At 70.5% G+C, this 22,556-nt stretch carries 22 protein-coding genes; 13 read left to right on the top strand and 9 right to left on the bottom strand.

Annotated elements, in window-relative coordinates:
- Window positions 1-139: 139 nt before the first annotated feature.
- From QOM21_RS18070 to QOM21_RS18055, 4 genes are all read left to right on the top strand, one after another.
- Window positions 140-442 carry a hypothetical protein gene (locus tag QOM21_RS18070; RefSeq protein ID WP_407555715.1) on the top strand — a complete coding sequence of 101 codons (303 nt, stop codon included), beginning with the start codon at window positions 140-142 and terminating at the stop codon, window positions 440-442.
- Window positions 443-864: 422 nt separating this feature from the next.
- The gene (locus QOM21_RS18065) at window positions 865-2,250 is read left to right on the top strand and encodes a serine hydrolase domain-containing protein (RefSeq protein ID WP_407555714.1); all 1,386 of its coding nucleotides are present in this window, start codon (window positions 865-867) and stop codon (window positions 2,248-2,250) included.
- Window positions 2,251-2,372: 122 nt separating this feature from the next.
- Complete coding sequence (locus QOM21_RS18060; RefSeq protein ID WP_407551366.1) at window positions 2,373-3,512, top strand: pyridoxal-phosphate-dependent aminotransferase family protein; 1,140 nt, start codon at window positions 2,373-2,375, stop codon at window positions 3,510-3,512.
- A gap of 898 nt (window positions 3,513-4,410) precedes the next feature.
- On the top strand, window positions 4,411-5,280 hold the full coding sequence (locus QOM21_RS18055; protein WP_407551364.1) for a TetR/AcrR family transcriptional regulator: 870 nt from the start codon (window positions 4,411-4,413) through the stop codon (window positions 5,278-5,280).
- Between the two features lie 364 nt (window positions 5,281-5,644).
- Here QOM21_RS18055 and QOM21_RS18050 read toward each other — a convergent pair whose 3' ends face one another.
- Together QOM21_RS18050 and QOM21_RS18045 are read right to left on the bottom strand one after the other, a co-directional pair.
- Window positions 5,645-6,097, bottom strand: a complete 453-nt coding sequence (locus QOM21_RS18050; RefSeq protein ID WP_407551362.1) for a GNAT family N-acetyltransferase — start codon at window positions 6,095-6,097, stop codon at window positions 5,645-5,647.
- A 188-nt stretch (window positions 6,098-6,285) separates the two neighbouring features.
- Entirely contained in the window at window positions 6,286-6,693 is a 408-nt protein-coding gene (locus QOM21_RS18045; RefSeq protein ID WP_407555713.1) for a MarR family winged helix-turn-helix transcriptional regulator, read from the bottom strand.
- A gap of 492 nt (window positions 6,694-7,185) precedes the next feature.
- Between QOM21_RS18045 and QOM21_RS18040 the strand changes: the two genes are divergently transcribed.
- On the top strand, window positions 7,186-8,406 hold the full coding sequence (locus QOM21_RS18040; RefSeq protein WP_407551360.1) for an MFS transporter: 1,221 nt from the start codon (window positions 7,186-7,188) through the stop codon (window positions 8,404-8,406).
- Between the two features lie 287 nt (window positions 8,407-8,693).
- Window positions 8,694-9,149, top strand: coding sequence for a GlcG/HbpS family heme-binding protein (locus tag QOM21_RS18035; RefSeq protein ID WP_407551358.1), 456 nt, complete (start codon window positions 8,694-8,696; stop codon window positions 9,147-9,149).
- Between the two features lie 35 nt (window positions 9,150-9,184).
- Here QOM21_RS18035 and QOM21_RS18030 read toward each other — a convergent pair whose 3' ends face one another.
- Window positions 9,185-9,721: a DUF2269 domain-containing protein gene (locus QOM21_RS18030; RefSeq protein WP_407551356.1), complete on the bottom strand. Its 537-nt coding sequence runs from the start codon at window positions 9,719-9,721 to the stop codon at window positions 9,185-9,187.
- A gap of 177 nt (window positions 9,722-9,898) precedes the next feature.
- Here QOM21_RS18030 and QOM21_RS18025 point away from each other — a divergent pair, with 177 nt between their 5' ends.
- From QOM21_RS18025 to QOM21_RS18015, 3 genes are all read left to right on the top strand, one after another.
- Window positions 9,899-10,534, top strand: coding sequence for an HAD family hydrolase (locus QOM21_RS18025; protein ID WP_407551354.1), 636 nt, complete (start codon window positions 9,899-9,901; stop codon window positions 10,532-10,534).
- Window positions 10,535-11,486: 952 nt separating this feature from the next.
- Window positions 11,487-13,148, top strand: coding sequence for a globin domain-containing protein (locus QOM21_RS18020; RefSeq protein ID WP_407555712.1), 1,662 nt, complete (start codon window positions 11,487-11,489; stop codon window positions 13,146-13,148).
- A gap of 49 nt (window positions 13,149-13,197) precedes the next feature.
- Window positions 13,198-14,169, top strand: coding sequence for a pyridoxamine 5'-phosphate oxidase family protein (locus QOM21_RS18015; RefSeq protein ID WP_407551352.1), 972 nt, complete (start codon window positions 13,198-13,200; stop codon window positions 14,167-14,169).
- Window positions 14,170-14,292: 123 nt separating this feature from the next.
- On the opposite strand, the gene QOM21_RS18010 is transcribed toward QOM21_RS18015, so the two are convergent.
- The 5 genes from QOM21_RS18010 to QOM21_RS17990 form a co-directional block, all read right to left on the bottom strand.
- Window positions 14,293-14,772: an NUDIX domain-containing protein gene (locus tag QOM21_RS18010; RefSeq protein WP_407551351.1), complete on the bottom strand. Its 480-nt coding sequence runs from the start codon at window positions 14,770-14,772 to the stop codon at window positions 14,293-14,295.
- Between the two features lie 219 nt (window positions 14,773-14,991).
- A complete protein-coding gene (locus QOM21_RS18005) occupies window positions 14,992-15,888 on the bottom strand; it encodes a LysR family transcriptional regulator (RefSeq protein ID WP_407551349.1) in 897 nt (298 codons plus the stop codon).
- Between the two features lie 285 nt (window positions 15,889-16,173).
- Entirely contained in the window at window positions 16,174-17,304 is a 1,131-nt protein-coding gene (locus tag QOM21_RS18000; protein ID WP_407551347.1) for a cystathionine gamma-lyase, read from the bottom strand.
- A 208-nt stretch (window positions 17,305-17,512) separates the two neighbouring features.
- Window positions 17,513-18,127 carry a low molecular weight protein-tyrosine-phosphatase gene (locus QOM21_RS17995; RefSeq protein ID WP_407551345.1) on the bottom strand — a complete coding sequence of 205 codons (615 nt, stop codon included), beginning with the start codon at window positions 18,125-18,127 and terminating at the stop codon, window positions 17,513-17,515.
- The gene (locus QOM21_RS17990; RefSeq protein WP_407551343.1) at window positions 18,120-18,497 is read right to left on the bottom strand and encodes a phage holin family protein; all 378 of its coding nucleotides are present in this window, start codon (window positions 18,495-18,497) and stop codon (window positions 18,120-18,122) included. Before QOM21_RS17990 ends, QOM21_RS17995 begins: the two co-directional genes overlap by 8 nt.
- Window positions 18,498-18,545: 48 nt before the next feature.
- On the opposite strand from QOM21_RS17990, the gene QOM21_RS17985 reads away from it, so the two are divergent.
- The 4 genes from QOM21_RS17985 to QOM21_RS17970 all read left to right on the top strand — a co-directional run bounded on the left by QOM21_RS17985 (window position 18,546) and on the right by QOM21_RS17970 (window position 21,065).
- Complete coding sequence (locus QOM21_RS17985) at window positions 18,546-18,863, top strand: cupin domain-containing protein (RefSeq protein ID WP_407551341.1); 318 nt, start codon at window positions 18,546-18,548, stop codon at window positions 18,861-18,863.
- A gap of 178 nt (window positions 18,864-19,041) precedes the next feature.
- Window positions 19,042-19,269, top strand: coding sequence for a DUF5326 family protein (locus QOM21_RS17980; RefSeq protein ID WP_407551339.1), 228 nt, complete (start codon window positions 19,042-19,044; stop codon window positions 19,267-19,269).
- 498 nt (window positions 19,270-19,767) lie between these two features.
- Window positions 19,768-20,538, top strand: coding sequence for an IclR family transcriptional regulator (locus QOM21_RS17975; protein ID WP_407555711.1), 771 nt, complete (start codon window positions 19,768-19,770; stop codon window positions 20,536-20,538).
- Window positions 20,539-20,642: 104 nt separating this feature from the next.
- Window positions 20,643-21,065, top strand: a complete 423-nt coding sequence (locus QOM21_RS17970) for an SsgA family sporulation/cell division regulator (RefSeq protein WP_398554140.1) — start codon at window positions 20,643-20,645, stop codon at window positions 21,063-21,065.
- A 56-nt stretch (window positions 21,066-21,121) separates the two neighbouring features.
- Here the strand turns inward: QOM21_RS17970 and QOM21_RS17965 are convergent, their stop codons facing one another.
- On the bottom strand, window positions 21,122-22,507 hold the full coding sequence (locus QOM21_RS17965; protein WP_407551337.1) for a YibE/F family protein: 1,386 nt from the start codon (window positions 22,505-22,507) through the stop codon (window positions 21,122-21,124).
- Window positions 22,508-22,556: the final 49 nt, after the last annotated feature.

The following is a 22,556-nucleotide window of genomic DNA, read 5'->3' as shown; positions in this document are numbered from 1 at the left end:
GCGGCCGTGGGCGCACATTCCGTGTCCCCGATGATCGGTTCCGACGGCCAAGCGATGGCCGAGGGGCCCGGCGCAGACCGGCTGACCGTCCGCCGTGGTTGTCAGACGTCCCCACCATCATGAGCTGGTGACCACATGGATGCGCTGCTACTGGGACGAGGAAGACGTCTGGTTCTACTTCGAGATCGACTCGGAGGGCTGGGTGACCCGGCAGCTCGAGCTCGAAGGGCCTGGGCGGACCCCGATCGCAGCTGCTTCCCTCGCGGAATGGCAGCGGGCCTCCGATGCGGGCCGCCTCGACGAGTGCGACAGCAGGTTCGGGATCACAGCAGAACTGCCCGTCTCCGAGTGGGAAGGCCATGATCCAGAGCAGCTGACCTTGGAGAAGTTCGAGGAGGTCTGGGACACCGCCCGCCGGCAGATCGCAGCTCGGCCGTCGTGACTCCCGAAGCGGGCGAGAGGTAATGCCACCCCTTCCGAGACAAGGCGCCCGGCCATCACATGAGTCGGCCCGAGAAGAGGATGGACAACGCGACGCTGTCCGGCGCGAGCCGCGAGATCTTTGAGGGGCTCGGCGTCCTGGGACGGCGCTGGTGTTCGCGGTTTCGGCGGGTGATGACGGTGAGTCGCCACCTGGTGGCGTCCAGGGCCGTGATCGGGAGATGGTGATCCCCGGTAGGCAGTCGTTTGCCTGCGCACGCGCCGGTTCGACCGTTGAGGAGCGTCATGACCACCGCACCGTCCACGGAATCCCAAGGACCCGACCCGCACTTGAGCGGCCCGCTCGACCAGCCGGCCGCCGGGCGGGCGCCGGCTGCGGGGAGTGGGGCGGCAGCGGAGGCGGCCGACGCCTTTACCGAGCTGATGCCCGAGACGCGTCGGGCCCTGCTGCGCAGGCTTGCGGTCGGCCAGGCCGAGGGGCGGGCGCCGTCGATGATGGGGGCGGTCGTGCGTGGCGGACGGACGGTGTGGACAGGGGCCCGTACCTCGGTCGAGGGGGAAGTGCCGCACGGCGACGTGCAGTACCGGATCGGCTCGATCACCAAGACCTTCGTGGCGGTCATGGTGATGAGGCTGAGGGACGAAGGGATGCTCCGGCTGGAGGATCCGATCGGCACCTACCTGGAGGACGCCCCGCTGCCGACCGTGACCGTTGCCCAACTGCTGTCCCACAGCTCCGGATTGACGGCGGAGCCGCGGGGGCCGTGGTGGGAGCGGACCGAGGGCGGGCTACGGCCCGAGCCGGCCGATCTGTTCGGTGAGCGGCCGCAGCGACTTCCTGCCGGGCGCCGGCACCACTACTCCAACCCGGGCTACGCGCTGCTGGGTGCGCTCGTCGAGCGGCTGCGGGGAGGGGAGCCGTGGGGCGAGGTGCTGCGGCGCGAGGTGTGTGAACCCTTGGGCCTGCGGCGTACGACGCTGCAGCCGGCGATGCCGCATGCCGGCGGCTGGGCGGTCCACCCGTGGGCCGATGCTCTGCTCCCCGAACCGGCGCACGACACCGGGCTGATGGGCCCGGCCGGGCAGTTGTGGTCCACATTGGAGGACCTGTGCCGTTGGGCGCACTTCCTGCTGCGGGGGGATGAACGGGTCCTGAGCGAGTCGAGCCTGGCCGAGATGCGTGCCCCGGCGGTGCCGCCTGAGGGCGGCGGCTGGGAGGCGGGCTACGGCCTGGGCCTGCAGCTCGTACGCACCAGCGGCCGCGGGGAGCGCGGCGACGGCGGGGCTGGGCGCCGGCTGGCGGGGCACACCGGATCGATGCCGGGCTTCCTGGCGTCGCTGTGGGTCGACGTGGAGGAGGATCTCGCCGGCATCGCCCTGGCCAACTGCACGTCGGGACCGGCGATCAGCGCGGTGGCCACCGACCTCCTGGAGATCGTGGCCGATCGCGAACCGAGGATTCCGGAGCCGTGGCGTCCCTTGTCCGGGCCGCTCGACCACGACCTGCTGGCACTGACCGGGCCCTGGTACTGGGGCGCGAACCCGTTCGCCCTGCGGTTGACCGCTGAGCGCGGGCTGACGCTGTCGCCATTGTCCGGTACGGGGCGCGGTTCGCGGTTCCGGGCGGAGGCGGACGGTACCTGGACCGGGCTCGACGGTTACTACGCGGGGGAGACGCTGAGGGTGGTCAGGACCGAGGACGGTGCGGCCGATCATCTGGATCTGGGCACCTTCGTCTTCACCCGTGGCCCCTACGAGCCGGCAGGACCGGTGCCGGGAGGCGTGGACGCGGAGGGATGGCGCGTGTGAGCTGCGCCTGACGACCTCCGGGGTCGCAGGGCCGCACGGCGAGGGTGGTGTTCACGGACGTACAGTCGATCCAGATGTCAGGAGCCGCCCGAACCGCGGCTCGCCACCGCTGGAAGGCCACTGTGACTGCCGTGACTGCGAACTCCGACGCCCCGGTTCTGCTCGACCTGCCGCCGCTCGACGCAGCCCACTTCGCGCGTATCGAGGACAAGGTCGCCGCGTTGATGCGCACCCGCTGCGATGTCGTGACGATGCAGGGCGAGGCGCTGCTGCCTCTTGAGGCGTGTATCCGCTCCGCGGTGCGGCCCGGCAGCACCGCGCTCAACATCATCACCGGCCCCTACGGGGAGACCTTCGGCGGCTGGCTGCGGTCCTGCGGCGCCGAGGTGATCACCGTCAGCGCGCCCTTCACCGGCGCTGTCGATGCCCAGCAGGTGGCGGATGCGCTGCGGGACCGCCCGGAGATCGACTTCGTCAGCCTGGTCCATGCCGAGGCGGCGACCGGCAACACCAACCACGTCGCCGAGATCGGGGCCCTGGTGCGCGAGCACGGGGCATTGCTGATGCTCGACGCGGTGGCTTCCGTGGGTGCTGAGCCGCTCCTCACCGACGAGTGGGGGGTGGACCTGTGCGTCATCGGCGGGCAGAAGGCGGTGGCCGGGCCGGCCGGTGTCTCCACGGTGTCGGTCAGCGCTCGCGCCTGGGAGCGCATCGTGGCCAATGAGCAGGCGCCCCGGCGGTCGTACCTTTCCTTGCTGGACTGGAAGGAGCGCTGGATCGACGGCGGCCGCACCGCCCTGCCGCATGCTCCTGCGCAGCTGGAGATGCTCGCCCTGGAGCAGGCCGTGGATCGCCTTGAGGTGGAGGGACTGGAGGCGGCCATGGCCCGCCACCGTGCCGCCTCCGCTGCGGTACGTGCGGGCGTGCGCGTGCTCGGTGGCCCGGTCCCGTACGTGATCCGCGACGAGGACGCGGCGCCGGCCGCGACGACCCTGCGGGCGCCCGCGAGCCTCGATGCCCGTGAGGTGGTCTCCGCTGCGCTCGCCGCCAACAGCTCGGTGCCGCTGCAGGCGGCGGGCGGCGCACTGGCCAAGGAGATGATCCGGGTGAATCACTACGGGCGGGCGGCGGACCGTGACGTGGTGCTGGCTTCGCTGGCGGCCTTGGCGGCCGGTCTGCGGGCACTGGGCGCAACCATCGACGAGGACGCGGCGGCCGGAGCGGCCGGAGCGGCGTGGGATGAGGTTGTCGCCGCCGGCTGAGCCGGTAGGGGGAGGGCGGTAGGAGGTTGCCGGTAGGAGGCGCGCGGCTGCGGGTCGCTGCTGCCGCTCGTCGGTCGCTGCCCGCGCATCGGTCGCCGGTTGTTGGGGGCTGGTGTCAGCCCGCCGGCTAGGTGCCGGCTGATGCCGACTGTTCGGTGATGGTGCTTGAGGCCGCTTGTGCCGAGCGGCTCGCGCTGGATGGGGCGCTGCGTTTCACGTGAAACGCAGCGCCCCACAGTCTTTGCGGTACCCAGAGGGCCCCTGGGGTGGTGGGGAGAAGGCCGCTGTGGCGGAGCCGTCGTCTGGGAACGAGGGCAGCCGCGTTCGCGGTGCGGCCGGCCTTGTCGCGTGCTCGGGACGCGCCTTTCGAGCCCTCGTTTTCTTGCTCTCGCAGTCACCCATTTGGCCCTCAAGTTCCCTATCGTGTAGGGGAGTTGGCGTAGCCCTGCTGTGGCGATGTCGACTCCTTTCGATGTGCTCGGGCGGCGGTGGGGAGGTTGGCCGGGGTGTTGCGTGGAGGGTCGCCGACTGTGCGCCGTGTTGCGGGATCGCCCGGCCTGGCATCCCGTCCTGGCATCCACGCCCTGCCGCGAGTCGCAGCGCGGAGTGTTGCGCGTCGAGGGGCGGGGCGGGCGCGGGTTGCTGGAGAGCGCCGCTCCGGTCGCCCGTTTCTCTGCTCTGCCCCAGTGGCTTTCCTGTGGCCGTCCGTGGCTCATGTTCCGTGTCGCTGCCGGCCGTGACGGCGTTCGTTCGTAGCCATCGCTTTTCGAGGCCGTCAGCAGCTGCGCGTGGCCCTCACGGCTCATGTTTTGGTCTGCTCTTAGAATCGGAACGCTCAGCCCGTTTAAAATCGGCATGTTTTTGATGGGGCTGAGCGGCGATCTCGGGAGGCTTGCAGGTGCGAAATGTCGGTTCGGGCTGCTCGCGTGCTGACGCGCGGCGCAATCGCGCCCTGGTGCTTCAGGCGGCTCGATCGGCCTTCGAGGAGCGGGGCTTGGGAGTGCCGCTGGGGGAGATCGCGCGTCGTGCCGGGGTGGGTGCGGGGACCGTGTATCGCCACTTCCCCTCGAAGGAAGCCCTGTTCAGGGCATCGATCGAGGACCGGCTTCGGCTCTTCACCGATACGGCAAGGGACTTGGCCGACGCCGAGGATCCGGGCGGGGTGTTCTTTCGCTTCCTGGCGGCGGTGGTCCGGCTGGCCTCGCGGAACAAGGCACTGTGTGACGCGCTGGAGGCGGCGGGCTCGGCGGCTGAGGCCGCCTGTGGGAGCGGGGACGGAGGCAGGGGCAGGGGCAGGGAAGGCGAGGCGCCACCCGGGATCGAGCAGGAGTTCGAGGAAGCGTGGGGGGTCCTGCTCGTTCGGGCGCAAGAGGCCGGAGCGGTAAGGGAGGACGTCCGGCTGGAGGACGTCCGTGTGCTGTTGATCGGATGCATGACGATGGAGCGTCAGCGCTCCGGGGCGGGAGCGGAGGGGGAGACTCCGGGGCGTATGACCGCCCTTCTGTGTGACGGGCTGCGGCCGGGCCGCGCCGTAACGAAACTGCCGAATGTGGCGGAAGCGCGTAACGAAACCCGAGGCGTCGGCACGACGGGCGACGAAACTCGCAGGGCTGGCCCCCACGGCGACGAGGCCCGACGCGAGGCGATCCCGTGCGAGGTGTGCGGTCGGCCTGTGGAGGCAGCGCGTACCGGTCGGCCCGCGCGCTACTGCGGTGGTGCGTGCCGGCAGAAGGCCCATCGGGAGCGGGTGCGGGCGCCGCGGCCGTAACCCGCGCCCGGTTGGGTGAGGTGCGGGTGAGCCGTGTGAGCCCGGTGAGCCGCGTAGGGGAGGAGCGAAGGGCGGCGGTCCGGGGCCCGAGGGTGGACGGTGGCGGCCGACCGCCGTGGCGATGGCCCCGGCTGCACGCGTCAGCCCCGCCCTTGCCTGTCGGCCTCGGACGTACGCGTCGGTCCCCGCCCGTACACGTGAGCCTTCGGCCGTACCTGTCGGTGTGGCCGACGGCGTGGTGGTGGGGCATGTGACGGGGCGAACGGTGGGATCGGGGGTCTGCGTGGGCTTCCGGGGGCGGGTGCCGGCGGTTGCCCGACACGGTCGGTCGGTGCGGCTTCGTCGGGCGACCCGCCCGTGCTCGTCAGAGCTGGAGCTTGAAGCCCAGGTGGGAGGCCTCGAACCCGAGACGCTCGTAGAAGCGGTGGGCGTCGATGCGGGTCGCGTCGCTGGTGAGCTGCACCAACTGGCAGCCGAGGGTGCGGGATTCCGCGACCGCCCACTCGATGAGCAGCGTGCCCAGGCCACTGCCCCGCGCGTCGGCGTGGATGCGCACGCTCTCGATGATCGAGCGGGTGGAGCCGCGACGGGACAGGCCCGGGATGACGGTGAGCTGGAGGGTACCGACCGTACGTCCTTCCTGGACGGCGACGACCAGGTGCTGCTGCGGGTCGGCGGCCAGTGCCTCGAAGGCGGCGCGGTAGGGCGTCAGGTCGTCGGGGGATTCGCGGGTCGCGCCCAGCGCGTCGTCGGCCAGCATCGCGACGATGGCCGGCAGGTCTGCCTCGGTGGCGCGCCGTATCTCGAAATCGCTCATGGGCGCGACCCTATGCGGTGAACAACTCGTTGCTGATGCAGCCCCAGCAGCCCCAGCAGCCCCAGCAGCCCCAGCAGGACGGGCAGTAGGCGCCGGTCCGGGGGCACAGCCCTCGGGCGGCACCGCCACGCCATTCCCGGGCAGGCACCGGGGGCGCCGGCGACCGCGGGCCGGGTCCTGCCCCGCCCCTAGATGGACGGTGCCAACGTCTCCACCGCGGTGACCAGTGGTGCCAGCTCCGGGCGCCTCGCGGCCTCCTGCAGGGCCTCGCGGAGGGCGTTGTCGTGAGCGGGCCGGGCCTGTTCGAGGAGGGCGAGGCCGTCCGCGGTGACGTTGGTGTAGATGCCGCGCCGGTCGTCGGGGCACAGGTAGCGGGACAGCAGTCCGCGCTCTTCGAGGCGGGTCACCAGGCGGGTGGTGGCGCTCTGGCTGAGGACGACGGAGTCGGCGACCTGGTTCATGCGCAGGTGGCCGCCCGGCCCATCGTGCTGCTCGCTGAGCACGTTGAGGACGGAGAACTCCCGGACGCTGAGGTCGTGCCCGGCCTGGAGCGCGCGCTCGATGTGCGACTCGATACGGCCGTGCAGCGCCGACAGCGCGCACCAGCCCTGGGCGAGCCCGCGTGCCGGCCCGGACTGCGACGGCGGGCAGCCGGGGGAGGTGCCATCGGAAGCAGACCCGGCTGACGGGGACGCCGCCGGAGCCGAAGCAGTAGTCGAAGCCGACTCCGAAGCCGAACCAGGAGCCAAGGTCGCGGTCGCCCCCGCAGTCCCTCCCGCAGCCGCACCCGGAGCAGAGGCCGGAGCCCCGTCGCGCTCCTGAGCCGCTTGGCGGGAGCCCGTCTCCCCGTCGATGGCCGTGCCCGGCTCCAGGCCGTCCGCCACCGGGGGCCCTGCGGCGGACCGGAGGTCCGGAACGGCTGTCACCTGCGGCGTCTCGTGCGTCTGCGGCGTCATCGAGGACCTCCTCATAGGTCGTACGCACCAGGATAGGGCACTTTTGAAATAGCCCGCGTTTGCAAGTAACTGCGTCTGCAATTATTGTCGACGCCTGTAAGCGACGGACGCAATCATTTGAAGGGATCCGTCATGCCACTCGCACTCCTGGCGCTCGCCATCGGCGCCTTCGGGATCGGAACGACCGAGTTCGCGGTCATGGGGCTGCTGCCCGACATGGCCGCCGGCTTCGGTGTCTCCATCCCGCTCGCCGGTTACGCGACCACCGTCTACGCCCTGGGCGTGGTCGTCGGAGCGCCCCTCATGACGGCGCTCGGTACGCGGTTCACCCGCAAGCAGATGCTGGTGCTGTTGATGGGCCTGTTCATCGTGGGCAACCTGCTCACGGCGCTGGCGCCCAACTTCGGGATCATGCTGGCCGGACGGATCGTCTCCGCCTTCACGCACGGTGCGTTCTTCGGAATCGGTGCCCTCGTGGCCGCTGACCTGGTGGCGCCGCAGAAGCGGGCCACGGCCATCTCGCTGATGTTCAGCGGCCTGACCGTCGCCAACGTCGTCGGTGTCCCGGCCGGCACCATGCTCAGCCAGCAGTTCGACTGGCGCACCACGTTCTTCGCCATCACCGCGCTCGGCGTGATCGGTCTGGTGGGCATCCTCAAGCTCATCCCGGCGAACGGGGCCAAGGCCGCTTCCCGTATCGGCAGTGAGCTGGCGGTCTTCCGTAATCCGCAGGTCGGCCTGGCGATGCTCATGACGGTTCTCGGCTTCGGCGGAGTCTTCGCGGCCGTCACCTACCTCGCGTCGATGATGACCGAGGTCACGGGCTTCGCACCGTCCTCCGTCATCTGGCTGACGGCTGTCTTCGGCATCGGAATGGTCGGCGGAAACCTGGTCTCCGGCCGCTTCACCGACCGCGCCATGATGCCGATGCTGTACGTGTCACTGACGGGGCTTGCCCTCGCGTTGGCGGCGTTCAACTTCACCGCGCACGACAAGGTGGCCGCGACCGCCACGATCGTCCTCATCGGCGTCTTCGGGTTCGCGACCGTGCCGCCGCTCCAGAAGCGGGTGATGGACCAGGCCGCTTCCGCTCCCACGCTCGCCTCGGCGGGCAACATCGCGGCCTTCAACTTCGGCAACGCGCTGGCGGCCTGGCTCGGCGGGATCGTCATCTCGGCCGGTCTCGGTTTCACCGCGCCGAACTGGGTCGGTGCGCTGATGGCCGCCGCGGCACTCGGCGTGGCGATCTTCGCGTCCGCCCTGGAGCGGCGTACGGCCGGCCGCAACCAGGTGGTCGCCTCCGGCGGCCCTGCCGTGGCCACGGAGGAGCCGGTCCCGGCGGCACAGAGCTGACCATCTCGGCCGTGGGCGAACGGGCTTGGGCCCGTGGACATTCCGAGTGGCCATTCAGAGAGACGTCCCGATGGGCATTCCGCTGGGGCATCCCGATGGGCATCTCGGCGGACACCCGGCAGATATCGCGGCGGCTGACCGGCAGAATCCCGGCGGCTTCGGCCGGACCCGCGCCGTGCCTGGCTGAAGCGCAGCACTCGGCACCCCCAGGGGCCTCTCGCCCCTGAATCGCACCCCCTACACCCCTCTACAACCCCCTCCCCCTCAACCTCCCCAGGAGCACAACCATGAGCACCATCACCACTACCGCTACCACCACCGAGGTCCCCACCGTCCGCCCGCTCACCACCCGTGACGCCGATGCGCTCATCGAGGCCGCCCGCCGGGCCGCCGAGGGGCTCGGGGTACGTGGCACGGTGACCGTTGTGGACGCGGGTGGTCATCTGCTCGGCCTCCGCCGGGACGACGACGCCGTGCTGATCTCCGGCGAGACCAGCAACCGCAAGGCGTTCACCGCGCTCCAGTTGGACGCACCGACCGCCGACCTCGTCGACCTCGTCCGTCCCGACGGCCTCTTCCACACCCTGCCCACGGCGCTTGACCGCCCGCTGCTCTTCATCGCGGGTGGGGTGCCCCTGCACCGGGACGGCCGCCTGGTCGGGGCGATCGGCTTCGGCGGCGGCGCCCCTGAGCAGGACCACCGCATCGCCACGGCTGCGGCGGCGGAAGCCGAACTCGCCTGACGCCGCCTGCCCCCCCAACCCCACGCCCCTCCCCCTCAACTGCTGCGCACAGCCCGGACATCACGGGCTCCGGCCGGCTGCGTACCCCGCAGTCGGCTGCCGCGTTTGGTCAGGCCCCACGGCTTGAGGACGGAGACCGCGGTGATGAAGAGGTAGGTCGCGGTGGCGACCGAGGGGGCGACGACGAGATTGATGTCGGGGACCGGCGTACCGGCGGCGGCCTCGGCCGCGAGATGGTTGATCCCCGGGCGGAGCGAGAAGACCGACAGCAGCACGGTGACGAGGGTCAGCCAGAACTTGGTGTAGACCCAGCGGTGCCTGGCCAGCCCCCATCGCGTGCCGAGGGACAGCACCAACCCGCTGAGCAGCGAGGCCAGGGCTATGGGGACGACCAGCCAATCGCCGAAGATCTTCATGGCGCGGTAGGCGATCTCCGCCATCTCGGGGGAGCGGGTGGTGTAGCCGGTGATGCTCAGCGTGAGCAGGCCGAGGGTGAGCCCGAACCAGCCGACGGATACGGCGACATGGACGACGAGGAATCCCCGGCGTGCGGGGCGGCTGAGCTGCTGCATGCGTCCCACGATGGCGCGCGGCGCGGAACGGGACATCTGGCGGCGGGAGTATCCGCGTGTACGCGCGGTTGAGTACGCCGCCCGACCACCGACCACCTACCTCCCACATCGCCCACCCCTGCCCCCATCCCCCTCCCCCTTCCTCCCGGGCTCCCTCCCCCGGCCTACGCTCGCCCCATGGGGAAGCTGCATCTGTTCGACATGGACGGGACCCTGCTCCACGGGTCCGCGGCCGCCATCGAGATCTCCCGGCAGCTCGGCCTCGACCGGGAGATCGCCGAGCTGGAGCGTGGGTTCGCCGCGGGCGAGCTGACGCCGCCGCAATTCGCGCAACTCGCGTGCGATCTGTGGGCGGCGGAGCTCACCGAACGGCAAGTGGCGGCGGCTTTTGAAAACGCTCCGTGGCTGCTCGGAATCCGGGAGGTCTGGGCGGATATCCGTGCACGTGGTGAACGGTGCGCGGTGATCTCCCTGTCTCCGGGATTCTTTGTGGAACGGCTCTTGACATGGGGTGCGGATACCGCGCACGGATCGCGCTGGCCGGCCGTGCCGATCATGGAACGGGTGGAGCCGACCGGCATCCTTTCCTCGGCCGCAAAGGTCAGGATCGCCGATGAACTCTGCGCGCGGTACGGGTTGACCCGGGCTGACTGCGTGGCGTACGGCGACTCCATGTCGGATGTCGATCTCTTCGCCGCGGTTCCGGTGTCAGTGGCGGTGAATGCGGATCACCACGTCAGTGACGTGGCCTCATTCGCGTACGCGGGCCGCGATCTGCGTGACGCATACACCCTCGTTCGTACTGGCCGGTAATAAAGAGCATTAGGCGGCGGATTCGTCCGCTGTGTGTACGGAAAAGCCGCTCTGTGGGGAGGATCACTGTTATCACGGGGCCCGTGTGGAGTGTTCGCAGATCAGGGCTTGTGGTTTCAACTACTGCCGGTATGGTCGAGTCCGGTTCAGCGGGGTGAGGGCTCCGTGGGTGCGCACGCGGCCAGGCAAAAACCCGTCAGCCTAGCGGCGAGTGGGCCCCCGCATCAGGACTTCTGACTAATTTGTCCGATGCGATGAACCGGGGTGGCATGCTGCGCAGGCGGCATCTGCGCCGATTGCTGCAGGGACGTGAGATGTGTCCGCTTTGGAGGAAGTTGCCGGAATAGTGTGAGCCGATGAAGTATTCCGGGGGCCAGGCGGGGGAATTCCGGGCACTTCCGATCCACGGAAGTGCGAAGACAACCGAAAGACGTTCGAGGCGAGGCAGACCATGGACGCTCCGACCACCACGTCGGCCGATGGCGGCTCTTCTGGCGGTAGCAGTGGCGATTGGGGTTGGTTCACTCCTCCGTCGAAAAAGCCCTCCGAGGATCAGTCGGAGCGGCAGAACGGCCAGGACGGCCGGCAGGACCAGGACGACCGGAGTGAACAGAACGACCCGACCGACCCGCAGGGCCAGGGGGGCCGTGACGACCGTGAACGGATACCCAGCCGGCCGGTCAATCCGATCCGGCCGGTAGGTACCGCCGCCGAGCGTGAGCGCGAGCCGGAGCCCCTTCCGGATGCGCGACAGGCGCCGGACCACGCCCAGCAGGCGTGGTCCGAGCAGGCACCATTCCAGCCCCCTTTCCAAAACCCCTTCCAGCAGGCTCCGTCCTCGCCGGCCCCGCAGCCGCACGCCCCGCAGTCACCGGCTCCGCAGTCGCACGCCCCGTCGCACCAGGGTTCTTCCCCCGCAGGTGCCGCGTCCGCCGGACAGCCCCGTGCCGCCCTGTACACCGAGCAGCCCCACCCCGGGTACGACGCGTCCCGCGATGAGTCCCCGGCCGCGTGGGACCGTGAGCCCCGCCGCGATCCCGTTCGTGAGCCCGGCCGTGAGCCCGAGCCGGTACACGAGCCGGCGCGGGGCCCGGGGGCCGCAGGCGGTTTCGACCCCGCCGCCGAACCGCCCGCCGAGTTCGCCCCCTCGGCCGCCTCCGCACCCCCGGCCTTCACCCCCGTCCAGCGACCGGATCGCGCACAGCGACCGGCCGCCGCGTCCGCACCCCCGGCCGCGTCCGCACCCCCGGCCGCCCCCGCACCCCCGGCCGCCCCCGCGCCCCCGGCCTTCACCCCCGTCCAGCGACCGGACCGCGCACAGGGCCCGGCCGCCTCGGAGGCCCCTCGCTCCCCCGGCCGCCCTGCGGCCCCCGAGCGCCCCTCGGCACCGCGACGCACCTCGGTCCCGGAGCGCCCGGGCAGCGCGGAGCCCACGCTGAACTCCCTCACCGCGTCGGTCTCCACCTCGGCTCCCGCCTCCCCCGACACGATCCTCATCCGCCGCACCATGGCCGAGATCGAGCCCATCGCGGACAAGGTGACCTCGTACTTCTACGCGCTGCTGTTCGTCCAGCACCCCGATCTGCGCGCGCTGTTCCCCGCCTCGATGGACACGCAGCGCGACCGGCTCTTCAAGGCGCTGCTCACCGCGGCCAAGCACGCCGACGACGCCGAGCGGCTCACCGAGTACCTCTCGCACCTCGGGCGCGGCCACCGGAAGTACGGCACGATGCCGGACCACTACCCCGCGGTCGGCGAGTGCCTGCTGGGCGCGCTCTCGCGCTATGCGACCTCCAGCTGGGACGAGGAGACGGAGGCCGCGTGGGTGCGCGCGTACACCGCGATCTCCCAGATCATGATCGACGCGGCCGCCGAGAACGAGGCCGTCGCCCCCGCGTGGTGGCAGGCCGAGGTCGTCTCGCACGAGCTGCGCACGCCGGAGATCGCGGTGGTGACGGTCCGCCCGGACCAGCCGTACCCCTTCCGCGCCGGGCAGTACACCAGCGTCGAGACCCCGTGGTGGCCGCGCATCTGGCGGCACTACTCCTTCGCCTCGGCGCCCCGCTCCGACGGGCTGCTCTCGTTCCACGTCAAGGCCGTCCCGGCGGGCTGGGTGTCCAACGCCATGGTCCACCGCGCCCGCCCCGGTGACGTCATCCGCCTCGGTGCACCGGGCGGCTCGATGACCGTCGACCACTCCACCAGGAACGGTCTGCTGTGTGTCGGCGGCGGCACCGGCATCGCACCCATCAAGGCCCTGATCGAGGACGTCGCCGAGCACGGCACCCGGCGCCCGGTCGAGGTGTTCTACGGCGCCCGCAGCGACCACGACCTGTACGACATCGACACGATGATGCGCCTGGAGCAGACGCATCCCTGGCTCTCGGTCCGCCCGGTCGTGGCCTCCGGTCCGGCGCCCAGCGGAACGAACAGCGTCAGTGGCCAACTCCCGGACGCGGTACGCCAGTACGGGCCGTGGCGGGAGTACGACGCCTACCTCTCGGGGCCGCCCGGGCTGATCCGCAGCGGCGTGGACGCGTTGGTGGGGGTCGGCATCCCGACCGCTCGCATACGGCATGACTCCATCGAAGAGCTGGTCTCGGCAGGGGATTGAGGTCTTGGCAGCACAGGGCGACTACGGTCGGACAGGGGACGGGCGGGGCATGCGGCAGGGAGAGCGGCCCGGGAGCGACGGTGAGCACTTGGTGCAGCAGCGGCTCGGTACGACCGAGCGCGCCAATCGCTTCTACGGTGACCAGGTGCTGGATCATCTCAACGAGCGGATGCGGGAGTTCGTGACCCGGCAGGAGATGTTCTTCCTGTCCACGGCCGACCGGCACGGCGATTGCGATGCGAGTTTCCGGGCCGGGCCGGCCGGGTTCGTGCAGGTGCTGGACGAGCGGACACTGGCGTATCCGGAGTACCGCGGCAACGGTGTCATGGCGTCCGTGGGCAACATGTCGGAGAACCCGCGCCTTGGCCTGCTGATGGTCGACTTCACCCGCAACCGCATCGGGCTGCACATCAACGGCCGGGCGCGCGTGGTGATGGACGAGGAGATGCGGGCGAGCCACCCCGGTCTGCCGGTCGACCCGGTGCCCGGGCGGCGTGCCCAGCTGTGGGTGATGGTCGGGATCGAAGAGGCGTACATCCACTGCTCCAAGCACATCCCGCATCTGCAGAAGGTCCCGGCGCAGCAGCGTGGGGCGCGGGCCTGGGGAACGGACGACTACAAGCGCAAGGGCGGCGACTTCTTCGGGGCCGCGGAGGAGGCTCCCGAGCGGGCACCGTTCCGGCGTGCGGAGCGCAAGGACGAGCACCCCTGGGACGAGGGGCACCAGGCTGTCGGTGACGCGGCCGCGTACGGCGGCGCACCCGTCGAAGCGCGCTTTGCCGCACTCGATGAGTCTTCTGCCGATGACTCCTCCGCCGATGCCTCCTTCAGTGCTTCCTTCGACGCTGCCTTGGGTGCTTCCGTCGGCGCACGCGGCGAGGCGGGGCGCACCCAGGGGCCGGACAGTTTCGCCGCGGAGCTGAACGGGGCGTTCCTCGACCGGGTCGAGCGGGTGCTCGCGCGTGCCCAGCCCCGGCGGTCCACGGAGGGTGATCCCGAGTTCCGCGGGTGGTTCGGCTGAGGAAGCGGGCGGGCGGCAGCCGGGCGGCTCCAGAGCCCACCGGTCGTCCGCCGGTCCGTCCGTCGGGTCTGTCCGTCGGTCCGTCTCTCGGCCGGCGGCTCGCCGGTCCCCGCCCCCGTGTCGTCAGCCGAGGTCAGGGGCGTGCATGGCGCGTACGCCCTCGATGTTGCCGTCGAGGTAGTGCCGCAGCGACAGCGGTACGACCTCGACGGAGGCGATCCCGACCCGCGTGAAGGGCACCCGGACGATCTCGTACTCGCCGCAGGGCTCGTCGACCTCGGGGCCGTGCCGGCGGGAGAGGTCCATCGAGTCCAGTCGGCAGACGAAGAAGTGCTGCACCTTCACGCCGTCCACACCGCCCTCGCTGAAGTGCTCGACGGTGTCGACGAAGACCGGCACCACATCCTTGATCTTCGCGCCCAGCTCTTCGTCCACCTCGCGGTGGAGCGCCTCGATGACGGTGGAGTCCTCGGGCTCCACGCCACCGCCCGGGGTGATCCAGTACGGAGCCCGGCCCGGCTTGGTGCGCTTGATCAGAAGCAGATCCTCGCCGTCGAGCAGAATCGCGCGGGCGGTGCGTTTCACGACTGGCCGTACGGTCATAGGGGACAGATGCCGCAGTCACGGCCGGGTGAAACCCACGCCGCCCGAGACGACGCCACACGCCCCCTTCGCGCCGCTTCACGCCCCGATGCGCCGCACGCCCCACAATCCGCCGCGGCCCATCACCGGAGGCTGCCCCTCGCCGGGTGCCGGCTCCGCACCGCCCCGGGACGGCGAGGGAACCGCCTCGCACCTGCGCCCGCGCATCGTGGCCGGCTCTCACCAGTCGGTCGCCGTCCGCAGCAGCCACTCGTGCGCCCGCGCGATATGCGGCAGGCCGAGCGTCCCGGTGCGGACGGCCAGGAAGTAGGTGCGCAGCGGCGGCACCGGTGGGTCGAGGAGGGCGATGATCTCGCCGCTGTCCAGCGCGCCGGTGCACAGGTAGCGGGGCAGTACGCCGATTCCCGCACCCGCGAGGACGCAGGACAGCACCGCCCGGAGATCACTGGCGATGATGGTGGCGGAGGCGGCGGGCCTGGCGTCGAAGACCGCGGACCAGTAGCGGGCGATCAGCGGCAGGCTCTCGTGCACCTCGACGAGCGGTACGTGATCGAGCAGCCGCACACCTCTGGCGCGCAGGACCGCCGGCCCGCCCAGCCGGGCCGCCCAGCGCGGCGAGGCGATCAGCACATGCTCCTCGTCGCACAGCGGGGTGGAGGTCAGCAGGCCGCCGCGTGGCCGGGCGGTGGTGACGGTCAGGTCGTGGTGCCCGGCGGCGAGTCCCGCCAGCAGCTCCTCGGAGGGGCCGAAGGCAGCGCGCAGGGCGAGCCCCTGGGACACCAGCGGCGCCAGCGCGGGCAGTGTGCGCTCTGCGGTGAACTCCGGTGGCCCGGCGAGGTGCAGCGTTCGGGCCACGGACTCCTCGTCCAGGTCGGCCTCGGTGATCTCGGTGAGCGCGTCGAGGTGGGGTGCGACCTTGTGCGCGAGTTCGTCGCCGATCGTGGTCGCGGTGACGCCGCGCGCGTTGCGCAGGAAGAGGGGGCGGCCCAACTGCCGCTCCAGGGAACGTATCTGGCCCGTCACGGCGGGTTGGGAGAGGCCCAGTAACGCCGCGGCGCGGGTGAAGGAGCCGGCCCGGTGCACCGTGACGAACGTGCGCAGCAGAGCCAGATCCATCGGGAACCTCCCGCGCCCCTCGGATGCCTGGTCGCGGCCCCACCATAAATTTGTCGATAGGGCTGCATCGCCAGCGTGATTGGACACTGACGCTGAGTCAACTAGCCTTGTGGAAGCGGTTCGTTGAAGTGTGAACCGCGGCCGGCAGGGTGACGAGGGGGGATACCCTGCCGGCCCATCGCGCGTGCGCAGGACCGTCGGCGGCAGTGGGTCCGGGCGTCCTCCCGGCGGCCCGGACGTTGCCGCGGGCCCGGATGATGCCGCCGGCCCGGCCGAGCAGCGGCCTCAGGCCGGTCGCGCTGCCGAGTCCAGTGCCCGGAGCACGTCGGCCACCAGATCCACCGGTTCCTCCACACCGACCGAGAAGCGGATGAACCCCTCCGCGACGGCGTCGCCGCCCCAGCGGCCGCGCCGTTCGGCGGTGGACCGCACTCCGCCGAAGCTCGTCGCGTCGTCCACCAGCGTCAGCGCGGCCAGGAAGCGTTCGGCATGTGCCTTGTCGGGCAGCGTGAACGACACCACGCAGCCGAAGATCCCGGCACGCATCTGCCGCAGGGCGAGCTGGTGGGAGGGGTCGGACGGCAGTCCGGGGTGGCGCAGGCCGGTGATCTCGGGGCGGTCGGCCAGGGCCTGCGCGAGCGCCAGAGCGCCGGCCGCCTGCTGGCGTACGCGCAACGCGAGGGTGGCCAGCGAACGGTGCGCGAGCCAGCTCTCCATGGGGCCGGGGATCGCGCCGACCGTCTTGCGCCACAGCCGTACGGAGTCGGCCAGCGCGGCGTCGCGCGTGCTGACGTAGCCCAGCAGCACGTCACCGTGGCCGGTCAGGGCCTTGGTGCCGCTGGCGACCGAGAGGTCGGCGCCCAGGTCCAGAGGGCGCTGGCCGAGGGGGGTGGCGAGGGTGTTGTCGACCGCGACGAGGGCGCCCCGGGCGTGCGCGGCGTCGGCCAGCCGCCGGATGTCGCAGACATCGAGGCCCGGGTTGGAGGGCGTCTCGATCCAGAGCAGCCGGGCGCCGTCCAGCACATCGAGCTGCGCGTCATGCGCGGTGGGCGCCGTGCGCACCTCGATGCCGTAGCTCTCCAGGCGGGTGCGGACGGCGGGCAGCAGCTGATAGCCGTCGTTGGGGAGCACCACCGCGTCCCCGGCGCGCAACTGCGAGAAGAGGGCGGCGCTGATCGCCGCCATACCGGAGGCGAAGACGACGCTCCGGGCGGCTTCACCGGGCGATTCGAGGTCGCTGATGGCCTGTTCCAGCAGGGTCCAGGTGGGGTTGGACTCGCGCCCGTAGGTATACGGGCCGACGGCGTCGCCGGGAAGGTGGAAGTGGGCCGCGAAGACCGGCCCGGGGTGGGTCGGCTCGTAGGCCGCGGGCTCGGGAAGTCCCGCTCGTACGACGCGTGTGCCATCGCCCGTCATGCGCTCTCCTGCTTCTGGGAACCGCGGGCGCGCCGGTGCCAGGGCGTCAACGGCATCATCGGCGTCACCGATGGCACGGGGCCGCGGGGTGTTAAGGGTGTTACAGGTTTTACGGGTACTTCGGTGTGAATTCGTGCTTCTGATGGTTATGCGTGGCGTTTTGCCGGAAATCGCCGGGAATTCGCAGAGCCGGGCGGGCTCAGGTCCTTCACAGCCGTTGCAGGTCCGGCCGGCCGTCGGATCCGGTGGCGCACGACTCCGAGGCGTCCGTGACGGCGGTGGCGGCGGTGACCGCGGAGCGGACCGCCTCCAGCAGGCCGTCGCCGGCCTCCTCGACCATCTCCAGGCATTCCTCGAAGCCGGCGAACTCGCCGTAGTACGGATCCGGGACGTCCAGGTCCGTGGCCGTGCCGCCGGCGCCACCTGAGCCGCCGACGCCGTTCGTGGCGCCTGCGGCCCCGTAGGAGCGCAGCAACCGCACCTTGGCGGCGTCCCGCGCGGTCGGGGCCAGGCGACGCAGCGCGCGCAGATGACCGGAGTCGAGCGCGATCACCAGGTCGAGACGGTCGAACCAGGCGGCCTGGAACTGCCTCGCGGTGTGGTCGTGTTCATAGCCGGCCGCCCGCAGCACGGCGACCGTGCGCGGGTCGGCGCCGTCACCCTCGTGCCAGCCGCCGGTGCCCGCGCTGTCGACCTCGACCAGGCCGGCAAGTCCGTCTTCCGCGACGCGGGCGCGGAAGACGGACTCGGCCATCGGCGAACGGCAGATGTTGCCGGTACAGACGAAGCAGACGCGGAAAGGAGCCTGCGGCTGGTCAGTCATTGTCGGGAAGGATCATGTGCATTGCCCAGGAAACGATCGAAATGATCACGCCGCCGAGCACCGCGGTCCAAAAGCCCTGCACATGGAAGGCGAGATCGGCTTTCTCCGCCAGCCAGGAAGTGAGCAGCAGCATCAGTGCGTTCACGACCAGAGTGATCAGGCCGAGCGTGAGGATGAATAGCGGGAACGAGAGCAGCTTCACAATGGGCTTGACCACAAAGTTGACCAGCCCGAAGATCAACGCGACCAGAACCAGCGCCAGTACGGTGCGACCGGTGTTGTCGCCGGTCAGCGTGATGTCCTTGAGCAGCCAGACCGCTACGGCGAGTGCCGCGGCGTTGGCGATCGTCTTGACCAGAAAATTCTTCATGGTGAGATCGTCGCAGACGAGTCTGAATCATCGAGGGGTGCGAACGGCATGAAGGCTTTCAGGCTGGAAGAACTGGAAGCGGAGCGGGCCGCGAACGACGGCGCGTATCTGCAGTTCCTCCGGGAACGCAACATGTCGGTCGGTTTGTACGCGCTGGACGCCGGCACCACGGACCCGCAGCAGCCGCACGCCCAGGACGAGGTGTACCTCGTGGTCAGCGGTCGGGCGGCGATCACGGTCGGGATGGAGACGCAGTCGGTGGCCCGGGGCAGTGTGGTCTACGTGCCGGCCGGGGTGGCCCACAAGTTCCACCACATCAGCGAGGACCTCCGGGTGATGGTGGTCTTCTCTCCGCCCGAGAGCTGAGGGCCGGGCCCCCGACCCGTAGGGGAAGGGTCAGGGACGGGCCGGGGCTGCGAGGCCCCCACAGCGGCGTGCGGCGCCCTAGCATCGACGGTGAAGGGGGAACCGGAGACGCGACGCGGCGGACGCGCGGTACGTGAACGGTGCCATCGACGCGACAGACAGAAGGCAGGGCAGAGCAGTGGCTGGTAAGGGGATATTCGCAGGGCTTCCGTGGTGGGTCACCTGGGTCGTGGTGCCCGTCATCCTGATCGTCGTCTTCGGCGGTCTGATCGCCTCCGCGGTCAGCGTACTGATCAGCCTGCTGTTCAAGGTGCTGATCGCGGCAGCGCTGATCGCCGGAGTCGTCTACCTCGTACGCCGATTCAACGGCTCGTCCTCCTCGTCCTCGTCGAAGGGCGACTGGTAGAGCCCCGATTGAGCGGCAGCCCCGGCCGGAACCGGTAACTCCGGCCGGCCCGGCAGCCCGGCCCGGCACGGCATCGCCCGGCGGTGAAGGCGCCGCCGCGAGCTGCCCGCCCCGCGCCACCCGCCGCGCGTCCTCATCGCACGCGCCCCCGCGTCCCCGCCGAACGCCCCGATCCGCCACCAGGACCGGGGCGTTCCGCGTTTTCCCGGTGCCGTTCGCCGTACACAAGGCGCTCATGAACGGCTCCGTCATGGCATGCATGGTCAACAAGTGCGCCAGGCGAGTTAACTCCCCAGCCATTCGGGCTACGGCTTCGATCGGCCCGGCTAGAGTTCGGGGCGCAGGCGTCTTCCGGACGGAAAGTTCCGGAAAATACCGGAAGCGGCGGCCGACAGGGCGTCGCCGACGGGGCGCTGGGAGACGCGCGCGGCGCGGGAGAGGGTCCCGCGACGGGGCTCCGTGCCCCAAGGGGACAGAACCTGGGGGTTGGCGTTGGCAATTGTGAACGGCGAATCCGCTTCTCACCCCACGCTGATCGGATCGGTGCAGCGCGCACTTCGTCTGCTGGAGGCGGTGAGCGCGCACCCCGACGGAGCACCCGCGAAGCAACTCGCCCGGGAGATCGGCCTCCCCCTCCCGACGACCTATCACCTGCTGCGGACCCTGACCCACGAGGGATATCTGCGCCGCGAGAACGGCGTCTTCGTGTTCGGGGAGGCGGCCGAGGCCATCGGCCAGGTCGGCGCCCGGCGCCGGCAGCGCGTCCATATCGCCGAGGCGCTGGCCATGGCCGGACGGGAATTGGGCGCCGCCGTCTACTTCGCCGTCTACCGCGAGGGTGAAGTGGAAGTAGTGGCGGTGACCGACGAGCCGGATCGGCCGCCGGTCGAGGAGTGGGTGGACTTCCGCACCACCGCGCACGCACATGCGATCGGACAATGCCTGCTCGCGCAGTTGGACGAAAACGCCCGTAAGGAGCATTTGTCCCGATATCCAGTGCAGTCCATAACGCCATTTTCCGTGCGATCAGAGGACGATCTGCTGCACCGTTTGGATACGGTGCGTCGCGGTCAAGCCGCTTTCGAGCATCAGGAATATGCCCTGGGCACCGTCTGTTCGGCGATCCCCATCCAGGTCGGTACCGCGGCCGCCACCCTGGCGGTTTCTCTTCCGGTCTCCGAGCTGCATCGATTGCGTAACGTGACGAGCCGACTACGGAAAATGGCGGAGGCGACACTAACGACACTCGCCTTCTCTATCAGTATCTGAAAACTCACTCCTTGTGATCTGCTTGCACGTGACAGACGATGGCGTCAATAGGGCTTCGGGGGACGATTCCCGGCCATCTCCGATCAAGTGCGGGGCAGTGGTTGATGACCGACACAGTTCAGGCAGAAGTGATCATGAGCTTTCTCGTCTCGGAGGAGCTCGCGTTCCGGATCCCGGTGGAGCTGGATTTCGACAGCGCCGATCCGTACGCCGTCCGGCTCACCTTCGATCTCCCCGGTGATGTGCCCGTGACCTGGGCTTTCAGCCGCGAACTGCTTCTGGACGGGCTGAGCCGGCCGTCCGGTGAGGGCGATGTGCGCATCGAACCGTCCTCCGCGGAGCACCTCAGCGACATCTTCATCAGCCTCCAAGTCGGTGCGGAGAAGGCCCTGTTCCGGGTCAGCGCGCCCCCGCTGGTCGCCTTCCTGGACCGGACGGACCGGTTGGTGCCGCTCGGCAAGGAAGAGGTCTTCGACACGCTGGAGGCCGTACTGGACCGGATCCTCACGGAGGCGCCGGCCGGCTGATGCCCCGAAGGGCCGGCCCAGTCGGTCATGCCCCGCCGACCCGGCCGTGCCGGTCCTCACTGCTTTCGGCGCCTGCCCCGCGACCCGCGCCGTCCGGACCGCCCCCGCGCGGCGCTTCGCTGTGCCCCGAAGCCGTCGGCAGCGCCCGGTGAGGAGGCGCCGGTGTCCGGTGCGGTGCCGGGCGCCGCCGTGCTCTGCCCCTTGCGGTCCGCGGAGACGACCATCGCCGCGAGCAGCGTCGTCAGCGGCACCGAGGCGACGAGCCCGATGCTGCCCACCAGCGTGCGCACGATCTCCTCCGCGACCACCTCGCTCGTGGCGACGGTCCCCACATCGCTCTGTGCGATCGAGAACAGCAAAAACAGCGGCAGTGCGGCGCCCGCGTAGGCCAGCACCAGCGTGTTGACGACGGACGCGATGTGATCCCGTCCGATGCGCATCGCCGCGCTGTAGAGCGTGCGCCAACTCGCCGACGGATTGGCCTCCTTCAGCTCCCAGACCGCGGCGGTCTGGGTCACCGTCACATCGTCGAGCACACCCAGCGAGCCGATGATGATCCCCGCCAGCAGCAGGCCCCGGATCTCGATGTCCGGGTACAGGCCGTGCACCAGCCCGGTGGTGTCGTCGGTGTTACCGGTCAGCAGCGCCCAGCCGACGAACACCGACCCGAGCAGGCCGATCAGCAGCAGTGAGGCGAGCGTCCCGAGTACGGCGACCGACGTTCTGGCGGTCAGCCCGTGGCACAGATAGAGCGCGATCAGCATGATCGCGCTGCCCCCGACCACCGCCACGACCAGCGGATTGGAGCCCTGCAGGATGGCCGGGAGGATGAACAGCGTCAGCACGCCGAAGCTCGCCAGCAGCGCCACCAGCGCGAGAACCCCGCGCAGTCGTCCTACGGCCACGACCGCGAACGCGAAGATCGCGGCGAGCACCCACATCGGGAAGCTCCGGTCGACGTCGCTGACCGAGTACTGCAGATCCTTGGGCGCCTTGGGGGAGTACGCGACCACCACGTCCTGCCCGGTCGTGTAGTGCCGCGAGGCGTCCGGGGTCACCACCGTCTGGAACGTCCGCCCGGCGTTCTCGCCCGTGGTGACCTTGATCGTCACCTGCTCGCAGTCCTTGCCGGTCGTCGACCCCCCGCTCGGTGGCTGCCCCGGCGGCGGCGTGGGCTGCGGCTGCTGCTCGGCATGGACGTCGGCGCAGTTGACCTTGTCCACCTGGAGCACCGTCGCCTGCTCGGTGGGCTGGTCGAAGCCCACACCGGACGGTTTGTGAGAGGGCGCGCCGCCGGGCCAGAGCACGGCCAGACCGACGACCACCGCGACGGCGAACGGGATCAGCACGGCCGCGATGACCTTGCGCAGATGACGGGACACCGGCGCGGCAGGCGCGTGGCCGTGCGCGTGGGAATGCGTATGGGGCTCCTGGCTGCTCACCGCCCGATCATCGCAAGAACCCAGGGGCCCCCTGGCCACCGCGCCGCAT

Origin of the sequence: Streptomyces sp. Pv4-95 (genome assembly GCF_045782725.1) — a bacterium.
In the GTDB taxonomy this organism is placed as follows: domain Bacteria; phylum Actinomycetota; class Actinomycetes; order Streptomycetales; family Streptomycetaceae; genus Streptomyces.
This window is presented reverse-complemented; position numbering and strand designations above follow the sequence as displayed.

Excerpts from the sequence above, each read along its gene's own strand:
- QOM21_RS18015 (WP_407551352.1), top strand. The coding sequence starts at position 13,198 with ATGCGGCAGGGAGAGCGGCCCGGGAGCGACGGTGAGCACTTGGTGCAG.
- QOM21_RS17970 (WP_398554140.1), top strand. The coding sequence starts at position 20,643 with ATGACCGACACAGTTCAGGCAGAAGTGATCATGAGCTTTCTCGTCTCG.
- QOM21_RS18040 (WP_407551360.1), top strand. The coding sequence starts at position 7,186 with ATGCCACTCGCACTCCTGGCGCTCGCCATCGGCGCCTTCGGGATCGGA.
- QOM21_RS18050 (WP_407551362.1), bottom strand. The coding sequence starts at position 6,097 with ATGAGCGATTTCGAGATACGGCGCGCCACCGAGGCAGACCTGCCGGCC.
- QOM21_RS18005 (WP_407551349.1), bottom strand. The coding sequence starts at position 15,888 with ATGGATCTGGCTCTGCTGCGCACGTTCGTCACGGTGCACCGGGCCGGC.
- QOM21_RS18030 (WP_407551356.1), bottom strand. The coding sequence starts at position 9,721 with ATGCAGCAGCTCAGCCGCCCCGCACGCCGGGGATTCCTCGTCGTCCAT.
- QOM21_RS18025 (WP_407551354.1), top strand. The coding sequence starts at position 9,899 with ATGGGGAAGCTGCATCTGTTCGACATGGACGGGACCCTGCTCCACGGG.
- QOM21_RS18000 (WP_407551347.1), bottom strand. The coding sequence starts at position 17,304 with ATGACGGGCGATGGCACACGCGTCGTACGAGCGGGACTTCCCGAGCCC.
- QOM21_RS17995 (WP_407551345.1), bottom strand. The coding sequence starts at position 18,127 with ATGACTGACCAGCCGCAGGCTCCTTTCCGCGTCTGCTTCGTCTGTACC.
- QOM21_RS17985 (WP_407551341.1), top strand. The coding sequence starts at position 18,546 with ATGAAGGCTTTCAGGCTGGAAGAACTGGAAGCGGAGCGGGCCGCGAAC.
- QOM21_RS18010 (WP_407551351.1), bottom strand. The coding sequence starts at position 14,772 with ATGACCGTACGGCCAGTCGTGAAACGCACCGCCCGCGCGATTCTGCTC.
- QOM21_RS18065 (WP_407555714.1), top strand. The coding sequence starts at position 865 with ATGCCCGAGACGCGTCGGGCCCTGCTGCGCAGGCTTGCGGTCGGCCAG.
- QOM21_RS17990 (WP_407551343.1), bottom strand. The coding sequence starts at position 18,497 with ATGAAGAATTTTCTGGTCAAGACGATCGCCAACGCCGCGGCACTCGCC.
- QOM21_RS18035 (WP_407551358.1), top strand. The coding sequence starts at position 8,694 with ATGAGCACCATCACCACTACCGCTACCACCACCGAGGTCCCCACCGTC.
- QOM21_RS18070 (WP_407555715.1), top strand. The coding sequence starts at position 140 with ATGCGCTGCTACTGGGACGAGGAAGACGTCTGGTTCTACTTCGAGATC.